This window comes from Citrobacter sp. LJND-P06 (genome assembly GCF_058188415.1).
Genome location: NZ_CP187317.1, coordinates 4524910 through 4541543 on the forward strand (window position 1 = coordinate 4524910; position 16634 = coordinate 4541543).

The 16634-nt window shown below is 51.4% G+C and carries 17 protein-coding genes; 7 read left to right on the forward strand and 10 right to left on the reverse strand.

The window, feature by feature from the left end; genetic code table 11:
- Positions 1 to 24 precede the first annotated feature (24 nt).
- Positions 25 to 1518, reverse strand: coding sequence for a 4-hydroxy-3-polyprenylbenzoate decarboxylase (gene ubiD / locus ACO7SM_RS21290; protein WP_192613935.1), 1494 nt, complete (start codon positions 1516 to 1518; stop codon positions 25 to 27).
- 167 nt (positions 1519 to 1685) lie between these two features.
- Here ubiD and rfaH point away from each other — a divergent pair, with 167 nt between their 5' ends.
- Positions 1686 to 2174 (forward strand): transcription/translation regulatory transformer protein RfaH, encoded by a 489-nt coding sequence (gene rfaH, locus ACO7SM_RS21295; RefSeq protein WP_490469127.1) that lies wholly within the window; start codon positions 1686 to 1688, stop codon positions 2172 to 2174.
- Here the strand turns inward: rfaH and tatD are convergent.
- The 8 genes from tatD to rmuC form a co-directional block, all read right to left on the reverse strand.
- Positions 2171 to 2953, reverse strand: coding sequence for a 3'-5' ssDNA/RNA exonuclease TatD (gene tatD, locus ACO7SM_RS21300; protein ID WP_490469128.1), 783 nt, complete (start codon positions 2951 to 2953; stop codon positions 2171 to 2173). The two genes, rfaH and tatD, sit on opposite strands and share 4 nt — an antisense overlap.
- Before the next feature lie 41 nt (positions 2954 to 2994).
- On the reverse strand, positions 2995 to 3792 hold the full coding sequence (gene tatC, locus ACO7SM_RS21305; RefSeq protein ID WP_490469129.1) for a Sec-independent protein translocase subunit TatC: 798 nt from the start codon (positions 3790 to 3792) through the stop codon (positions 2995 to 2997).
- A 2-nt stretch (positions 3793 to 3794) separates the two neighbouring features.
- On the reverse strand, positions 3795 to 4340 hold the full coding sequence (gene tatB / locus ACO7SM_RS21310) for a Sec-independent protein translocase protein TatB (protein WP_490469130.1): 546 nt from the start codon (positions 4338 to 4340) through the stop codon (positions 3795 to 3797).
- 3 nt (positions 4341 to 4343) lie between these two features.
- Positions 4344 to 4598, reverse strand: coding sequence for a Sec-independent protein translocase subunit TatA (tatA, locus tag ACO7SM_RS21315; RefSeq protein ID WP_162380358.1), 255 nt, complete (start codon positions 4596 to 4598; stop codon positions 4344 to 4346).
- Positions 4599 to 4676: 78 nt separating this feature from the next.
- Positions 4677 to 6317 carry a ubiquinone biosynthesis regulatory protein kinase UbiB gene (gene ubiB, locus ACO7SM_RS21320; protein ID WP_490469131.1) on the reverse strand — a complete coding sequence of 547 codons (1641 nt, stop codon included), beginning with the start codon at positions 6315 to 6317 and terminating at the stop codon, positions 4677 to 4679.
- Positions 6314 to 6919, reverse strand: a complete 606-nt coding sequence (ubiJ, locus tag ACO7SM_RS21325) for a ubiquinone biosynthesis protein UbiJ (protein ID WP_490469132.1) — start codon at positions 6917 to 6919, stop codon at positions 6314 to 6316. Before ubiJ ends, ubiB begins: the two co-directional genes overlap by 4 nt.
- Positions 6920 to 6932: 13 nt before the next feature.
- Positions 6933 to 7688: a bifunctional demethylmenaquinone methyltransferase/2-methoxy-6-polyprenyl-1,4-benzoquinol methylase UbiE gene (gene ubiE, locus ACO7SM_RS21330; protein ID WP_490469133.1), complete on the reverse strand. Its 756-nt coding sequence runs from the start codon at positions 7686 to 7688 to the stop codon at positions 6933 to 6935.
- A gap of 94 nt (positions 7689 to 7782) precedes the next feature.
- Positions 7783 to 9210: a DNA recombination protein RmuC gene (rmuC, locus tag ACO7SM_RS21335; RefSeq protein WP_490469134.1), complete on the reverse strand. Its 1428-nt coding sequence runs from the start codon at positions 9208 to 9210 to the stop codon at positions 7783 to 7785.
- A 586-nt stretch (positions 9211 to 9796) separates the two neighbouring features.
- Between rmuC and ACO7SM_RS21340 the strand changes: the two genes are divergently transcribed.
- Genes ACO7SM_RS21340 through ACO7SM_RS21350 form a run of 3 tightly spaced genes read left to right on the forward strand, consistent with a single transcriptional unit; the run spans position 9797 to position 12851 of the window.
- Positions 9797 to 11215: a glycoside hydrolase family 1 protein gene (locus ACO7SM_RS21340; RefSeq protein WP_490469135.1), complete on the forward strand. Its 1419-nt coding sequence runs from the start codon at positions 9797 to 9799 to the stop codon at positions 11213 to 11215.
- A 12-nt stretch (positions 11216 to 11227) separates the two neighbouring features.
- Positions 11228 to 12538, forward strand: coding sequence for a PTS sugar transporter subunit IIC (locus ACO7SM_RS21345; protein ID WP_490469136.1), 1311 nt, complete (start codon positions 11228 to 11230; stop codon positions 12536 to 12538).
- 10 nt (positions 12539 to 12548) lie between these two features.
- Entirely contained in the window at positions 12549 to 12851 is a 303-nt protein-coding gene (locus ACO7SM_RS21350) for a PTS sugar transporter subunit IIB (RefSeq protein ID WP_490469137.1), read from the forward strand.
- A 133-nt stretch (positions 12852 to 12984) separates the two neighbouring features.
- On the opposite strand, the gene udp is transcribed toward ACO7SM_RS21350, so the two are convergent.
- On the reverse strand, positions 12985 to 13746 hold the full coding sequence (gene udp / locus ACO7SM_RS21355; RefSeq protein WP_490469138.1) for a uridine phosphorylase: 762 nt from the start codon (positions 13744 to 13746) through the stop codon (positions 12985 to 12987).
- Between the two features lie 260 nt (positions 13747 to 14006).
- On the opposite strand from udp, the gene ACO7SM_RS21360 reads away from it, so the two are divergent.
- The 3 genes from ACO7SM_RS21360 to ACO7SM_RS21370 all read left to right on the forward strand — a co-directional run bounded on the left by ACO7SM_RS21360 (position 14007) and on the right by ACO7SM_RS21370 (position 16603).
- Positions 14007 to 14816, forward strand: coding sequence for a dienelactone hydrolase family protein (locus tag ACO7SM_RS21360; protein WP_490469139.1), 810 nt, complete (start codon positions 14007 to 14009; stop codon positions 14814 to 14816).
- Between the two features lie 249 nt (positions 14817 to 15065).
- Positions 15066 to 15734 (forward strand): cysteine hydrolase family protein, encoded by a 669-nt coding sequence (locus ACO7SM_RS21365; RefSeq protein ID WP_490469140.1) that lies wholly within the window; start codon positions 15066 to 15068, stop codon positions 15732 to 15734.
- A gap of 5 nt (positions 15735 to 15739) precedes the next feature.
- Entirely contained in the window at positions 15740 to 16603 is an 864-nt protein-coding gene (locus tag ACO7SM_RS21370; RefSeq protein WP_490469141.1) for an oxamate carbamoyltransferase subunit AllH family protein, read from the forward strand.
- Positions 16604 to 16634 lie beyond the last annotated feature (31 nt).

Sequence of the window (16634 nt, forward strand, 5' to 3'; positions counted from 1 at the left end):
TCTATAGGGCAAAACGATCGCGCCTCAGGCGCCTTTACCGTTGTTGAAGATGGCCAGCTCATCCCAGATCGCATCGATACGCGCGGTAACGTCAGGATCTTTTTTAATGGGACGCCCCCACTCACGTTGGGTTTCACCAGGCCATTTGTTGGTGGCATCCAGCCCCATTTTTGAACCAAGCCCAGAGATTGGCGAGGCAAAATCCAGATAATCAATTGGCGTGTTTTCTACCAGCACGGTATCCCTGGCCGGGTCCATACGGGTAGTTATCGCCCAAATGACATCATTCCAGTCGCGTGCGTTGACATCATCATCGCAGACGATAACAAATTTGGTGTACATAAATTGGCGTAAAAATGACCACACCCCCATCATGACGCGCTTCGCATGACCGGCGTACTGTTTTTTAATTGTCACCACGGCCAGTCGATAAGAGCAGCCTTCCGGCGGCAGATAAAAATCGACGATTTCCGGGAACTGCTTTTGCAAAATGGGAACGAAGACTTCGTTTAGCGCCACGCCCAGCACCGCAGGTTCGTCGGGCGGCCGGCCGGTGTATGTCGAATGATAGATAGCATCTTCACGCTGCGTCACATGCGTGACGGTAAAGACCGGGAAGCTATCCACTTCATTGTAGTAGCCAGTATGGTCGCCATAAGGGCCTTCCGGCGCCAGCTCACCCGGCTCGATATAGCCTTCCAGCACGATTTCCGCACTGGCAGGGACTTCAAGATCGTTGGAAATACATTTGACGACTTCTGTCTTTGTGCCGCGTAACAAACCTGCAAACGCATATTCCGAGAGAGTGTCAGGCACAGGCGTTACCGCACCGAGAATCGTCGCCGGATCGGCGCCCAGCGCCACAGCCACCGGGAAACGTTCGCCCGGATGCGCAGCGCACCACTCCTGAAAATCCAACGCGCCGCCGCGATGAGATAACCAGCGCATGATCAGTTTGTTCTTGCCAATCAACTGCTGACGATAGATACCGAGATTCTGCCGCTCTTTGTGTGGCCCACGCGTCACCGTAAGACCCCAGGTGATGAGCGGGGCGGCATCTTCCGGCCAACAGGTCATGATGGGAATGCGGTTTAAATCCACCTCTGAACCAGAGAACACTTTCTGCTGGCAGGGCGCGCCGCGCAGACGCTTTGTTGGCATGTTGAGGACTTGTTTGAACTGCGGAAGTTTATCAAACAGATCGCGAAACCCTTTCGGCGGTTCCGGCTCTTTTAAAAACGCCAATAGCTTACCCACTTCCCGCAGAGCAGAAACATCCTCCTGCCCCATCCCCATGGCAACACGCTTCGGCGTACCAAAAAGGTTACACAGCACCGGCATTGAATAGCCTTTGGGGTTTTCAAACAACAGGGCAGGCCCACCGGCACGCAACGTGCGGTCAGCAATTTCGGTGATTTCCAGATGAGGATCGACCTCAAGCGAGATGCGTTTGAGCTCGCCCTGCTGTTCAAGCAGCGTCAGGAAGTCGCGTAAATCGTGATATTTCATGGCGTCCATTATGGCCTCTTCGTAAGCGCCTCATTATACGGCGTTCATCATCGTGATGCTGTATTTTTGTTAAATTAGCGTGAACTTCGGCGAAGCAAGCAAACCCGGGGATTATAATTAACTTAGCGCATAGCTTTTGCTATGCTTGCGCCCCTAATAAGGAAATAAGAGTCATTATGCAATCCTGGTATTTACTGTACTGCAAACGCGGGCAACTTCAGCGTGCCCAGGAACACCTCGAAAGACAGGCGGTGAATTGCCTGACGCCGATGATTACCCTGGAAAAAATAGTACGCGGTAAACGTACCACAGTCAGTGAGCCTCTTTTCCCTAATTATCTGTTCGTCGAGTTTGATCCGGAAGTGATTCATACCACGACGATCAACGCCACGCGCGGCGTCAGCCATTTTGTACGGTTTGGCGCACAGCCCGCAACAGTCCCCTCCAGCGTGATTCATCAGCTCTCTATCTGCAAACATCACGATATTGTCGACCCAGAAACGCCTTATCCTGGCGACAGCGTACTCATTACAGAAGGGGCATTCGAAGGGCTGCGGGCTATCTTTACCGAACCCGATGGCGAAGCGCGTTCAATGCTGTTGCTTAACCTGTTGAATAAAGAGGTAAAGCAGAGCGTGAAAAATACCGGATTTCGTAAGATTTAAAACGCGATCCCAAACAGCGCTCTGACGTTATCGTCTGTTATTGCTGCCAGGTGTTGCGGATCGTCCCCACGCCACGTCGCGATACGCTCAAGAATATGCGGCAACCAGGCGGGTTCATTACGTCTTGATGCTGGCTTGGGAGAGATGTCCCGGGGCAGAAGATACGGCGCGTCCGTCTCAATCAGCAGTTTTTCTGCCGGGATAAAAGGTAACAACTCGCGTAGCTCAAGCCCTCTGCGTTCGTCGCAAACCCACCCCGTGATGCCAATATAAAGCCCTCTGTCCACACACTCCTGCATCTCCTGACGAGTTCCAGTAAAACAGTGCAGTACAGCGCCAGGCAGTTTATCCAGCCAGGGTTCCAGTAGCGTCAAAAAACGGGTATGCGCATCGCGACAGTGCATGAAAACAGGCATCTGTAATTCTGCGGCAATATGTAACTGCGCCAGAAAAGCCCGCTCCTGCTCTTGCGGCGTGGAGAGATTGCGATTGAAATCCAGACCGCATTCGCCAATTGCCACGACTTCCGGCAGACCTGCCAGCGCGACTATCGCCTCTTCGGTTGATGCTTGCCAGTGACTACTATCATGTGGATGAACGCCAGCCGTCGACCAGCAGCGCGTATATTGCCGCGCCAGCGCTTGCGCCTGCTGACTTTCGTGCAGATTGGTTCCTGTCAGAAGCATACCGTCCACACCTGCAGCCAGGCTACGCGACACAACCTCGTCTCTGTCTTTCGCAAACTGCGAGCTGGTTAAATTTACCCCGATGTCAAACATGCTGCCTCCAATACAACAACCGCCCTGACGGGCGGTTGTGTTTATTCTTCGGTTTTCTCTGCTTTCTCAGCGTTTTCAGCTTTCTCGTTCTCAGCCTCGTTGTCTTCATCTCGCGTTTGTCGTTTACCCACATAGAAACGAGAGAAAAAGACGCCAACTTCAAACAAGCAATACATCGGTATCGCCAGCAGCGTTTGCGAGAAGACATCAGGCGGGGTCAGCAACATCCCCACAACGAATGCGCCGACTAACACATAAGGGCGCTTCTTGCGTAAATCATCAGGGGTCGTTACCCCCATCCAGCACAGCAGCACAATGGCGACCGGAACCTCAAAGGAGATGCCGAATGCCATAAACAGCGCCATCACAAAGCTGAGATAACTGGCGATATCAGTAGAAACCTGTACGCCTTGCGGTGCGGTGTTTGCCAGAAAACCAAATGCCAGCGGGAAGACCACAAAGTAGGCGAATGCCATACCGATATAGAACAGCAGTGAGCTGGATACCAGCAGCGGCATGACAAGACGGCGTTCGTGCTTATACAGCGCAGGAGCAATAAACGCCCACACCTGATACAGGATCACCGGCGCTGACAAAATCAACGACACCATAAAGGTGAGTTTGATCGGGGTGAAAAACGGCGAGGCCACATCTGTGGCGATCATCGTCGCCCCCTGAGGCAACTGTTTGATCAGCGGCGCAGCAACCAAATGATAAATGTCGTTGGCAAAGTAAACCAACGCCAGAAAAATCAGGATAACCGCAATAATGCAGTTCAAAAGGCGCTTACGCAGCTCAATCAGATGCGTAATAAGGGGTTGAGTATCATCTACAGCCATGTTTACGGTTTATCACTCGGCGAAGGGGAGGATTCGAGAACAGGCGCGGCGGATTTCTTTTCTGCGTCCGTCACGTTCGCGGAAACGGTCTCCGTCGGCGCAGGCGTTGCAGCAACCGCCTCCGGTTTTTGTTCCGGTGAACTGGCCTGTGTTTCAGCGGTGGCAGGGGTGACGCCCTCGTGCTGCGCTTCGTTTCCTTTCACCACCGGATTATGGATGGTGTGTACTTCGTCGCTCGACTTTTCAGGATCGTTAGCACTGTAGGAACGTTTCATTGACTCCGCAGCCTGACGAAGTTCATCCATTGATGCCTTCAGTTCAGGGGTCAGGGTATCCAGGCTCGCCTTTTCAACCTTCTTCAGGCTGTCCTGAAACTCCTGGAGCTTAAGCTCCTGGGTCAGTTCGTTCTGAACAGTGGTTGCAAGGGATCGCAATGCGCGAACCCAGCCCGCTACCGTTTTTACCGCTATAGGTAAGCGTTGAGGCCCCAGAACGATGAGGCCAATGACAAACACCAATAGCAGTTCGCTAAAACCGATATCAAACACGAATTATACCTGCTCTTTATCGTGGCTCTTGGCGTCTTCTTTTTTAGGCTCGCTTTGCTTATCAGCGATAGATTTAGCAGTAAAATCAGCGTCCTGACTGGTTTTATCCTGCTTCGTATCATCATCGCCCATGGCTTTTTTGAAACCCTTAATTGACGCGCCGAGATCGGAACCGATGGAGCCGAGCTTTTTGGTGCCAAATAGCAGTACAACGATGACGGCAATGATCAACAACTGCCAAATACTGATACCACCCATACATGTTCCTCTGTGATAGATGATGAATTAATAAGGTCGCATTATACGTTACACGACCTGCCTTGAGCGATGAAAAAATCAGCGCGTTTTACGCCAGCCGATAATCCAGGCAACCAGACCACCCGCCATTAACCAGCCAGGCATCAAACCCCATTCGGGACGGTTGATGAGCAGGAATGTCCCACTTAACAATAAGGTGGCACCAATCCCCAGTAAATAACGGGATTGTCCCTGGCGTACATGATTCGCCTGAAGCTCGCGCGCAATCTTATCAACACTGTGTTGTAAATATTTGCCCTGGCGCAAACTGTCATACACCAGTTCAGGTAATTCTGGCATTTTTTCGACCCAGTACGGGGCTTTTTCCTTAAATGCTCTCACCAGTGCAGGAATACCGACCTGATCTTTAATCCAGGATTCGAGGAATGGCTTGGCGGTTTTCCACAGATCGAGTTGTGGATAAAGCTGACGTCCGACACCTTCAACATACAGCAAGGTCTTTTGCAGCAATACCAACTGGGGCTGAACTTCCATATTAAACCGGCGCGCAGTATTAAACAGATTCAGCAACACATGGCCAAACGAGATTTCCGCCAGCGGTTTTTCAAAGATCGGTTCGCATACCGTACGAATGGCAAACTCAAACTCTTCGACATTGGTGTCTGCTGGAACCCAACCGGAGTCCACATGCAGCTCCGCGACTTTACGGTAGTCACGATTAAAGAACGCGATGAAGTTCTCCGCCAGGTAGCGCTTATCTTCTTTATTCAGCGAGCCGACGATCCCGCAATCGATGCCTATGTATTTGGGGTTTTCAGGATGCTCATAGCTAACGAAAATATTCCCCGGGTGCATATCCGCATGAAAAAAACTGTCGCGAAAGACCTGGGTAAAAAAGACCTGTACCCCACGTTCAGCCAAAAGCTTCATGTTGGTACCGTTCTTTTCCAGCGTCACCACATCCGAGACAGGAATGCCGTAAATCCGCTCCATAACCATCATATTTTGGCTACAGTAATCGGAATAGACTTCCGGGATGTAGAGCATCGGGCTGCCTTCAAAATTACGACGCAGTTGAATGGCGTTGGCAGATTCACGCAGCAGATTAAGTTCATCAATCAGCGTTTTTTCATACTCTCGCACCACTTCGGTTGGGCGCAGACGGCGACCATCCGGCAATAAGCGTGGAACCCAGCGAGCAAGTCGGTAGATAAGCTTCATGTCCGCTTTAATAACCGGCAGAATGTCCGGGCGGATCACTTTAATCACCACCTCTTTGCCATTCGATTTCAGGCGCGCGGTATGCACCTGAGCAACCGACGCAGAGGCCAATGGCTGGATATCAAAATCATCAAACCAGGCATCGACAGGCAATCCGCCCATCGCTTCCTCGATTTGTGCTTTGGCGAGATTCCCATCAAACGGGGCAACCCGGTCCTGCAGTAACGCAAGCTGATCGGCGATATGAGGAGGGAAAAGATCACGGCGAGTGGAGAGCATTTGACCAAACTTGATCCACACTGGCCCTAATTCCTGCAACGCCAGTCTTAGTCGCTCTCCCAGCGGTTTGTCTTCGTGCTTATTCGGCATCCAGAACAATGTATAACGCCATAACCGAAGCGGCAGCGTAATACGCATTTTTGGGATGAGTTCATCAAGGCCGTAACTTAAAAAGGTGCGAACGATGAAATAAAGGCGCCGTACTTCACCTGGCGTCATTTGGCCTCCAGTTTTTCCAGCCGTTTAGCCAGCGCGTCAACCGCACGCTCCACGGCGGCGGTTTCTTCCGCAAACCAGGCAACTTCAAGCGCGCCTGGCGCCAGGCGCCACTCTTCAGTGATCGCTTCAGCGACATAACGTTGCTGGCGTTGAACCCCGTGACACAAAAATTTCGCCCCACCGCGCAACGCTTTGCTGATCCCTTCCGCAGCGATATCGCCAGTGTAGGGTGCCAGCAGTTCCGCAGGGTCTAACTCAGCCAGATCGGCCAGCGCAACAAAATTCTGCACCACCTGAATATCGCCCTGCACTTCCAGTTCACCACGGCGAATAAGCGTAGTAAGTTGCTGCCGGTCGCGTAATTTTGGCAATACGCTGGCATGCGTTATCACCGTACAGTCGGCCTCACCTTCCCATGCCCCCAGTACATCGACCTGGCGTTCACTGAACACCAATACTAATGGCGTCGAAAATCCTTTCAGCTCTACACGCAGTACCTTGCTTTGCAAGCGCGCCCGCGCTGACTTTAATGCAGTCGAACGGTACAGAAAGGTGTTGAGCAAGCTTTCGATTCCTGCGGTCACTAAGGGTTTAAGAGGCATCCCCGATCTCCTGTCAGAACTTGTAACCGCGATGCAGAGCAACAACACCGGCCGTCAGGTTGTAATAGTCGACGCTTTCAAATCCGGCGTTCTGCATCATCCCTTTTAGGGTGTCCTGATCGGGATGCATACGGATGGACTCGGCAAGATAACGGTAACTTTCCGCATCACTTGCGACCATCGAACCAATTCGCGGCAGGATGTGGAATGAATACGCATCATAGGCTTTGCTCAGCGGTTCAATGATGGGTTTGGAGAACTCCAGCACCAACAAACGCCCACCCGGCTTCAAGACGCGATACATCGAACGCAATGCTTTATCTTTATCCGTTACGTTACGTAGCCCGAACGAAATGGTAATGCAGTCAAAGGTATTGTCCGGGAATGGCAATGCTTCCGCATTCGCCTGAACGTACTCAACGTTGCCAATGACGCCGATATTACGCAGCTTCTCACGCCCCATTTTGAGCATTGAGTCGTTAATATCCGCCAGGATGACTTTACCCGTCTCACCCACCATCCGTGAAAACTTCGCGGTCAGGTCGCCCGTACCGCCCGCCAGATCCAGAACGGTCTGCCCACGTCGAACGCCGCTACAATCAATGGTGAAGCGCTTCCACAAACGATGAATGCCAAATGACATTAAGTCATTCATGACGTCGTATTTTGACGCCACAGAATGAAAAACGTGGGCCACCATCTCAGCTTTCTGCTCTTTAGCGACGGTCTGAAAGCCAAAGTGCGTCGTTTCTTGTGAATCTTCCACCATCTCAGTGCCTGCTCATCAATAAAATGTTCGAGAAGTGTAACAGATTGGGGCAATTTGCCCTACCCTTCTACTGGGTTCAACTACCCCGAATGGGCTAGCGTGATTGCTGCTTTCCTCCCTCATCATCAGGGTAAGCAGCGTCCTGTGCCTGCTCTGGAACAGAGCGTAAACGGTACTCTTCATCCTGCGTCGTGGCTTGTTCAACCAAATCCGGATTGATTTCGCGTTTAATTTCCACCCCCAACCCGCGAAACGCCTCCGCCTGGGCCAGCACGTTTCCACGGCCTGAGGCGAGTTTTTTCATCGCCTGCCGATAGTTGTCCTGCGCCTTATCCAGGCTCTGACCAATGGACGACATATCATCGACAAACAACCGCATTTTGTCATAGAGCTTGCTGGCCCGATCGGCAATTTGCTGGGCATTACGGCTTTGATGTTCATAGCGCCACAAGTTGGCGATTGTGCGTAGCGCCACCAACAGGGTTGTTGGGCTTACCAGCATAATATTATTTTTAAGCGCCTCGGTAATCAGTTCGGGCTGTTTGTCCAACGCCAGCAGAAAAGCGGGTTCAACAGGGATAAACATCAGGACATAGTCCAGCGAGCGCAACCCTGGCAACTGTTGATAATCCTTACGCCCCAGCAAACGGATATGATTGCGTACCGACGCAATGTGTTCCTGCATCGCACTTTCGCGGGTGTAATCATCTTGTGCGTTAAAATAGCGCTCGTAAGCCACCAGCGTCATTTTGGCGTCAATCACGACGTCTTTGCCCTGCGGTAGACGCACAATCACATCTGGCTGCATCCGGGAACGGGCATCGTTCTCAATGCTCACCTGCGTTTCGTATTCATAACCTTCACGCAGACCCGATGCCTCCAGCACGCGTGTCAACACCACTTCTCCCCAGTTACCCTGGGTTTTGTTGTCACCTTTGAGCGCACGCGTCAGGTTGACCGCTTCCTGCGCCATCTGTGCATTCAACTGTTGGAGGTTGCGAATTTCATGCGCCAGAGTGTGGCGTTCACGCGCTTCCTGACCAAAGCTGTCTTGCACCTGACGCCGAAAGCCATCCAACTGTTCGCGCAGTGGCGTCAGCAGGCCGTTAAGGCTCTGGCGGTTTTGCTCATCGACCCGACGGTTACTTTGCTCAAATATCCGGTTTGCCAGGTTTTCGAACTGCTCGCTCAGACGCTGTTCGCTGTTGATCATCTGGCGGATTTTGTCTTCTGCATGCTGCTGTGTCGCTTCCATGCGGGTGGTGACTTCACGCAGGTCAGCTTCCAGGGAGGTATTAATACTCCGCAGACTACGTAACTCATTGTTGAGAAGCTCACATTCATCGCGCCAGTGATCGCTCTGAGCAAGCTGCTGTTTTGTCGCACTTAAATCCGCGACCAGCTCTTCGCGCTCGGCAAATTGTTCGGCTTTCTGTTGCGCATGCTGGTAGCTGGCCATCAACCAGCCAATCGCAATGCCCACCAATGCGATAACCGCATAAACAATGATTGAGATATCCACAACGCCTCCTGCATAAACGACGTAAGCCTGATGGAACAGACTTTACCCGCACAAAATAGAATTGTGCTGTATAAACGTCCAGTTTAAAAGGAGTTTCCTGCGAGGCGCTACGCAAATCTCAATCAGGATCGCGCTTGCGAGAGTCCGTAGCTGTCTGACAACATTACGTGCTGGCCCGAACGATCAGTTGTACGGGCAGGAGAATATCTTCTGTTGCTGGCCGCAATGTCTCTCACTCTGACCATCATCTGCATTCCTCCCGTCCTCTTTTGTACTGACGGCATTATTTTGTCTGTAACGTCTGTTTTGTCATAGCGTTACGTCCGCGCCGCGTACTCCTTCGCTGTTTACTAAAAAAGAGAATTAAACGCCATCGTAAGCGCAACTATGAGCAGTAACAGCCAATCATTGCCCTTAAGTGAAGCCAATCACAAAAACAAAACACCAAAAAACAAAGCGTTTACTAAACAAATTACAGGGGAATATGATTACTTAGATAGCTAATTATTTCATTGGTAAATAAAATGAATCTCGAAAATGTTGACTATGAACAGACAGTGACGGGCCTGAATGAAGGGGTGGGGAAATGAACATTCAACCCCAGTTTATGCGTTTTCCTGATGATTTCTGGTGGGGAAGCGCCTGGTCTGCTGAGCAGGCTGAAGGACGGGGTAACACGGGCAAAGGCCGCACCCAGTGGGATATGTCATGGGATAAATATCCACACCGTTTTTACCAGGGTATAAACACCGATATCACTACCGATTTCTTCCACCGATATGTCGATGATATTGAGTTGATGAAACAGACCGGGCACAACTCGTTTCGTCTGTCGATCTCCTGGGCCAGGCTGTTCCCTGAAGGCACCGGAGAGGTTTGTCAGGATGCCGTCGCGTTTTATCGGGCAATGTTAAGCGAAATGAACGCAAAGGGGATCAAGCCTTTTGCGAATCTCTACCATTTTGATATGCCGGAAGCGATGATGCAGTCAGGCGGATGGGAAAACCGCGCTGTTGTGGCTGCGTATGTGCATTTCTGCGATACGTGTTTTCAGGAATTTGGCGATCTTGTTTTTCACTGGTTTACCTTCAACGAACCTCTTGGCCCCGTACTGGGCGGGTATATGGAAGATTTCCACTACCCGAATGTCATCGATTTCAAACGCGGTGTTCAGGTAGGATTCAACACCATTCTGGCGAGCGCGCTGGCCGTTAAAGCGTTTAAACGGCATCAGTTAACAAGCAAAGTGGGCATCATCCTTAATCTCAGCCCGACGTATCCGCGAAGCGAACATCCCAGGGACGTAGAAGCCGCAGAATACGCCGATCTGTTTTACAACCGTAGTTTTCTCGACCCTTCAGTCAAAGGCATCTTCCCACCTAAACTGGTTGATGCTCTGCGCGTCCACGATCTTATGCCTGAATACACTGAACAGGATTTATGCGACATTCGCGAAAACACCGTTCAGATATTGGGTCTTAATTATTACGAACCCCGCAGAGTCAAGGCTCGAACGTCAGCCTTCAGTCCCGACGCCCCTTTTATGCCTGAATGGTATTTTGAAAGTTATGTCCTGCCGGGCAGGAAATTTAATCCACATCGCGGATGGGAAATTTACGAGCAAGGTATTTACGATTTGTGCGTCGATATCCGTGATAACTACGGCAATATCGAGGCTTTCATTTCTGAAAATGGGATGGGGGTAGCCAACGAAGAACGCTTTATTCACGCAGGCCAGGTACAGGATGATTACCGAATCGGGTTTATTCAGAACCACCTTGCGTACCTGCATCAGGCCATTGCTGATGGATGCAATATTAAAGGCTATCACCTGTGGACATTTATCGACTGCTGGTCATGGATCAATGCCTACAAGAATCGCTACGGCCTGGTCAGCCTCGATCTGAAAACGCAGCAACGCACCATCAAGAAAAGCGGCAAGTTCTATCAGGCGCTGAGCCAACAGAACGGGTTTTATTTCAATGGATTGTATGTCGACTTTTGAGGTTAATGCGGTATGAAACTCCTGGATCAAGCAGTCAATGTAGCCCAGCGCATCGGCGGGCAGGTTCATTTACGCTCGTTACGTGATGCCTTTGCCACCTTAATGCCTTTCTTTGTCCTGGCGGGTCTGATGGTACTTATCAATAATACGCTCATCAAACCTGACGGCGTGCTTGCGGGGTTCATCAGCAATGCCTCCCTGATTCACTGGCAGCAGGTCGGCAATGCGGTGGTTAACGGCTCGCTGAACTTCATCTCGGTGCTGATTGCGGGTGCCATTGCGTACCATCTTTGCCAAAACAAAGGCTATGCCGACCCGATTGCGCCAGTTCTGCTATCTATCGCCACCGTCGTCATTTTCATGCCGGAAAGTATTCAACTGACGGATGTTTTCACGCATCAGCACGTCACGGTCACTGGGGGGATTTCCTTCGCGTCCACCGGGTCTGCCGGTATGTTCGTGGGAATATTAACGGGGTTGGTGGTGACATCTCTGTTTATCCGCCTCTCCTCGGCAAAAAAATTGCAGGTGACAATCAGCGGCGGCGCAATCCCTCCGGCGGTGGTCCGCTCGTTTAATTCACTGATTCCTATTATGTTGACCATGGTTATCTTTGCTCTGTTTTCGTTCACAGTTCAAAGCATTAGCGGCATGGATGTTAATTCGCTCATTGCAACCCTGATACAGCAGCCGTTGAAATCCGTCACGACCAGTCTGCCTGGATTCTTGTTGATAACGACTATCGCCAATTTGTTCTTTTCCGTGGGCATCCATCAGGGGGTAATTTCAGGTGCGCTGCTGGACCCTTTTCTGCTTAATAATATGCAGGAAAATACCCTTGCCTTTGCCCAGCACCAGGACATTCCGAATATTATCTGTATGGCATTTAAAGACACATTCGGGGTGATGGGCGGCTCCGGTAATACGATTGCTCTGCTGATTGCGATTTACCTCTTTAGCCGCAAAACCGATTACCGGGATATCGCCAAACTGTCTACGGCGCCGTGCGTGTTCAATATCAGCGAACCCATCATTTTTGGTCTCCCGATTGTGTTCAACCCCGCGCTGATTATTCCTTTTGTTCTCTCCCCGGTGATTGGCCTGACTATTGCCTATTACGCCACAGCCTGGGGCTGGATTAACCACGTCACGGTACAAATTCCCTGGACTACGCCGCCGATTATTTCTGGCTTCCTGGCGACCGGCGGAGACTGGAGAGCCTCCGTTCTCCAGATACTGATAATCGCCATTACCGTTGGTATCTATCTTCCTTTCCTGAAATTTGCCGAGCGTGTCGCTCTGGCGCAGGCAACATCATCCTGAGGGTAATCACATGATTAATATTATGCTTGTCTGCAACGCCGGTATGTCCACCAGCATGTTGATGAATAAAATGGTCGACGCGGCTAAACAACAGGGGATAGAGGCCAATATTTGGGCGATTCCTGATGCCAAACTTAACGAAGAATGGAAAAAAGCGGATGTTATTTTGTTAGGCCCCCAGGTGAGCTATCTGAAGTCCCGCGTAGAAACAGTGACTGCAGGAAGCGTACCTGTCGAAGCCATTCCTATGGTGGATTATGGTCGGATGAATGGCCCGGGAGTACTGGCTCTGGCGCTACAGCTAAAAAAATAGCGCGTCTTTCGCCTCAGTTATTGCGTACGTTCAGAGCAGGATGCCGTGCATTTCGCCGTGTCCTGCGTTTTCCGGTGAGGGTGTTGACACGAAAAAGGCCGAACGCGTCGGCCTTTGACAAGAGAAGAGAGAATTACAGCAGACGACGCGCCGCTTCCACCACAATTTTCACTGCGTGGCTTTCTGTTTGCTTCATCGTTTCTGCATTGGGAATCTCTTGCTGGGTACGGTTGACGATAACGCCCGCCACCATACCGGCACGCAGACCCTGGCTTGCACACATGGTCAGCAGCGTTGCGGATTCCATTTCATAGTTCATGACACCCATCGACTGCCACTCTTCCATGGAGCCTTTGAAACGGCTCACTACACGACCAGAGAAGGTATCGTAACGTTCCTGGCCTGGATAGAAGGTATCAGAAGACGCCGTCACACCAATGTGCGTCGTCGCACCAATGGATTTCGCCGCTTCAACCAGCGCGGTGGTACAGGCAAAATCTGCCACGGCCGGGAATTCCATCGGCGCAAAATGCAGGCTCGCACCGTCCAGACGAACAGAAGCGGTAGTGACCAGTACGTCGCCAACGTTAATGTGCGGTTGGATCGCGCCAGTAGTACCAATACGCAGGAAAGTACGAATGCCCAACTGTGCCAGCTCTTCCACAGCAATAGAGGTAGACGGGCCGCCAATACCGGTAGAGCAAACAATCACTGCTTTACCATCCAGCTCAGCACGCCACGTAGTGAACTCGCGATGGGATGCCAGCTTAACCGGCTTATCCATCAGCGCGGCGATCTTTTCCACACGCTCCGGATCGCCAGGGACGATGGCAAGCGTAGCCCCTTGTAAATCGTTTTTAGTGAGGCCGAGATGAAAAACATCAGACTTGGACATATACAACTCCTCTGTGAATTGGTTTTGTCAGAAGAAGCAAAAAGACACTCTACCGAAGGACTCAAAACAATTTCGTGACACTCATCACCATGATGTAAATAAATTGCATTGGATTTCCACAAAATAGCGATCTACATCACATAAACCTATCAGTATCACTCTCCGTTGCACAAAAGATAGACCGTTTCAGGCAATGTGATTTGTTGCATGCTGTCTATATTTAACATTGCGCTAATTTTCTTAAGGGTACGGAGAATACCATGACAAAGACACAACAACCGGGTTTTGCACCTGCAGCTTCACCTCTTGCCTCTACCATTGTTCATACGACGGATGACGCCATCATCGCTGGACTGACGTCGATTCCCTCTCAGGGCGATGATATGCCGGCATACCACGCGCGCCCTAAAAACAGCGAAGGCGCACTGCCGATTGTCATCGTGGTACAAGAAATTTTTGGCATGCATGAACATATTCGCGACGTTTGCCGCCGCCTGGCGCTGGAAGGGTTTCTGGCTATCGCGCCAGAACTCTATTTCCGCGAAGGCGATCCCAACGATTTTGCCGATATCCCCACGCTATTGAGTGGTCTGGTGGCTAAAGTTCCTGATTCGCAAGTGCTGGCGGATCTGGATCATGTCGCCAGTTGGGCTTCCCGCAACGGTGGTGATGTCCATCGCCTGATGATCACCGGTTTCTGTTGGGGTGGTCGCATTACCTGGCTGTATGCCGCGCATAACCCACAGTTAAAAGCAGCCGTGGCGTGGTACGGCAAACTGGTGGGCGACAAAACGCTGAACTCCCCGAAACAGCCCGTGGATATCACAACCGATCTGAATGCCCCGGTTCTGGGGCTGTACGGCGGACAAGACCCCAGCATTCCCGTTGATTCCGTGGAAACCATGCGTCATGCACTCCGTGCCGCCAATGCCAACGCGGAGATTGTCGTCTACCCGGATGCGGGACATGCGTTTAATGCGGATTATCGCCCGAGCTATCACGAAGAATCCGCGAAAGACGGCTGGCAGAGAATGCTGGCGTGGTTTGCGCAGTACGGAAGTAAAAAGTAACCACCGAAAACAGGTGGGTTAGCTCACACTATTGCAACAATTTTTTTAAGCTCAAACGCGTACAGCATCAATTATTTTGTTGCTGCACGCGTTGTTATGACCCTCTTCACATTCGTCTCCCGCGCTCTGGCTGAATACAAAATTTTCGTTGCTGTGCACCAAACTTTTTTCCTGTCTAACACCGTTTTTCTCCTGAATACTCACGATCAGAACAAACGGATTGTTTCATTTGCAAACAGGAGATTAACCATGACGCAGCACGAATTCCACGCCCTACCTTTTGCTTTACCTTTTGATCCCCAAACGACCGCGCTGGTGATGATCGATATGCAGCGTGATTTTGTTGAAGCCGGTGGATTTGGCGAAGCGTTGGGTAACGATGTGTCGCTGGTTCGAAGCGCAATTGCCCCTTGTAAAGCGGTGCTGTCCGCGGCTCGCGAAAAAGGATTACTGGTTATCCACACTCGCGAAGGTCATCGTGCCGACCTCAGCGATTGCCCAAAAGCCAAGCTCACACGTGGTGGAAAAACCTTTATTGGCGAGCCGGGACCGATGGGACGCATTCTGGTCAGAGGCGAAGCCGGTCACGACATCATCCCTGAACTGTATCCTGTCGCAGGCGAACCGGTGATTGATAAACCGGGTAAGGGCGCATTTTATCAAACCGACCTGCACCTGATTCTGCAAAACCACGGCATCAAAACGCTGATTGTTTGTGGTGTCACCACTGAAGTCTGTGTCAACACCACCGTTCGTGAAGCAAACGATCGCGGTTATGAGTGCATTATTCCGCAAGATTGCGTGGGCTCCTATTTCCCGGAATTCCAGAAATACGCGCTGGAGATGATCAAAGCGCAGGGGGCGATTTTTGGTTGGGTTAGCGATGCAAACGCCATCATTACAGGACTGAAAGGGTAACGCAGATGGAGCAGGTAGCGCTCTTCGCACACTCAGCAGGGTATCTCTTCCCTCTGAGTGGCTCGCAGGTTTTACGCGTACATAGCGTGTTTGCACGCGCGATTAACCTGCGTGCAGAAGAGGGTTCTCTCATCACGGTGTTATGCGCGCAGACGTATCAAAACCTGCCCGATGCGCTACGCGTCGCGCTGCCTACGCGCTGGGACTGGCGACAAGCGACCACCGTCGCTGAACCACTTCGTTTGACTCACGGTCGATTGCAAACCAGCCGTTTCAGCGTGGAGATGCGCACCGCGACAATATGGCAACCGCAGATAACGGGAAACTCGTTGACGCCGGATGTATTCCCTAACGCGCAGCGCCATTTTCCGACGCTAGCCTCGCAGCTTCTGCTTTTCTGCCTGGAACATCAGGTTGAAAGCGCATTGCGCTGGCGTGGACGAGAGATGAGTTACCACGGACGACAGTTGCAGGAATCGCCAGAACAGCTTGAGCGCCAGATTCCAAAGCTGATTGGTTATGGCAAGGGGCTGACGCCAGACGGCGATGATTATCTGGTGGGTTATCTTGCGGCACTCTGGCCATGGCAGCTTTCTACACCACTCGCCGACCACCGCCGCAGACTGGGACAACGTATTGAGCAAAATTTGCAACATACAACGGATATCAGCAGGCACTACCTGAGCCGCGCGCTACACGGGCACTTCTCACAGCCGATTTGCCATTTGCTTGAGCAACTGACCCAGAACGCGTCGCCCACCACAATCGCCGCCTGCGCAGAAGACGTCATGCAATTTGGCGCGTCATCAGGGGTGGACTGTCTCGCCGGTCTCCTTCACGGCATGAGAACCCTGAACACAACATTTTGAATTAACCCCTCTCTCCGGTAGCACTTTCGCA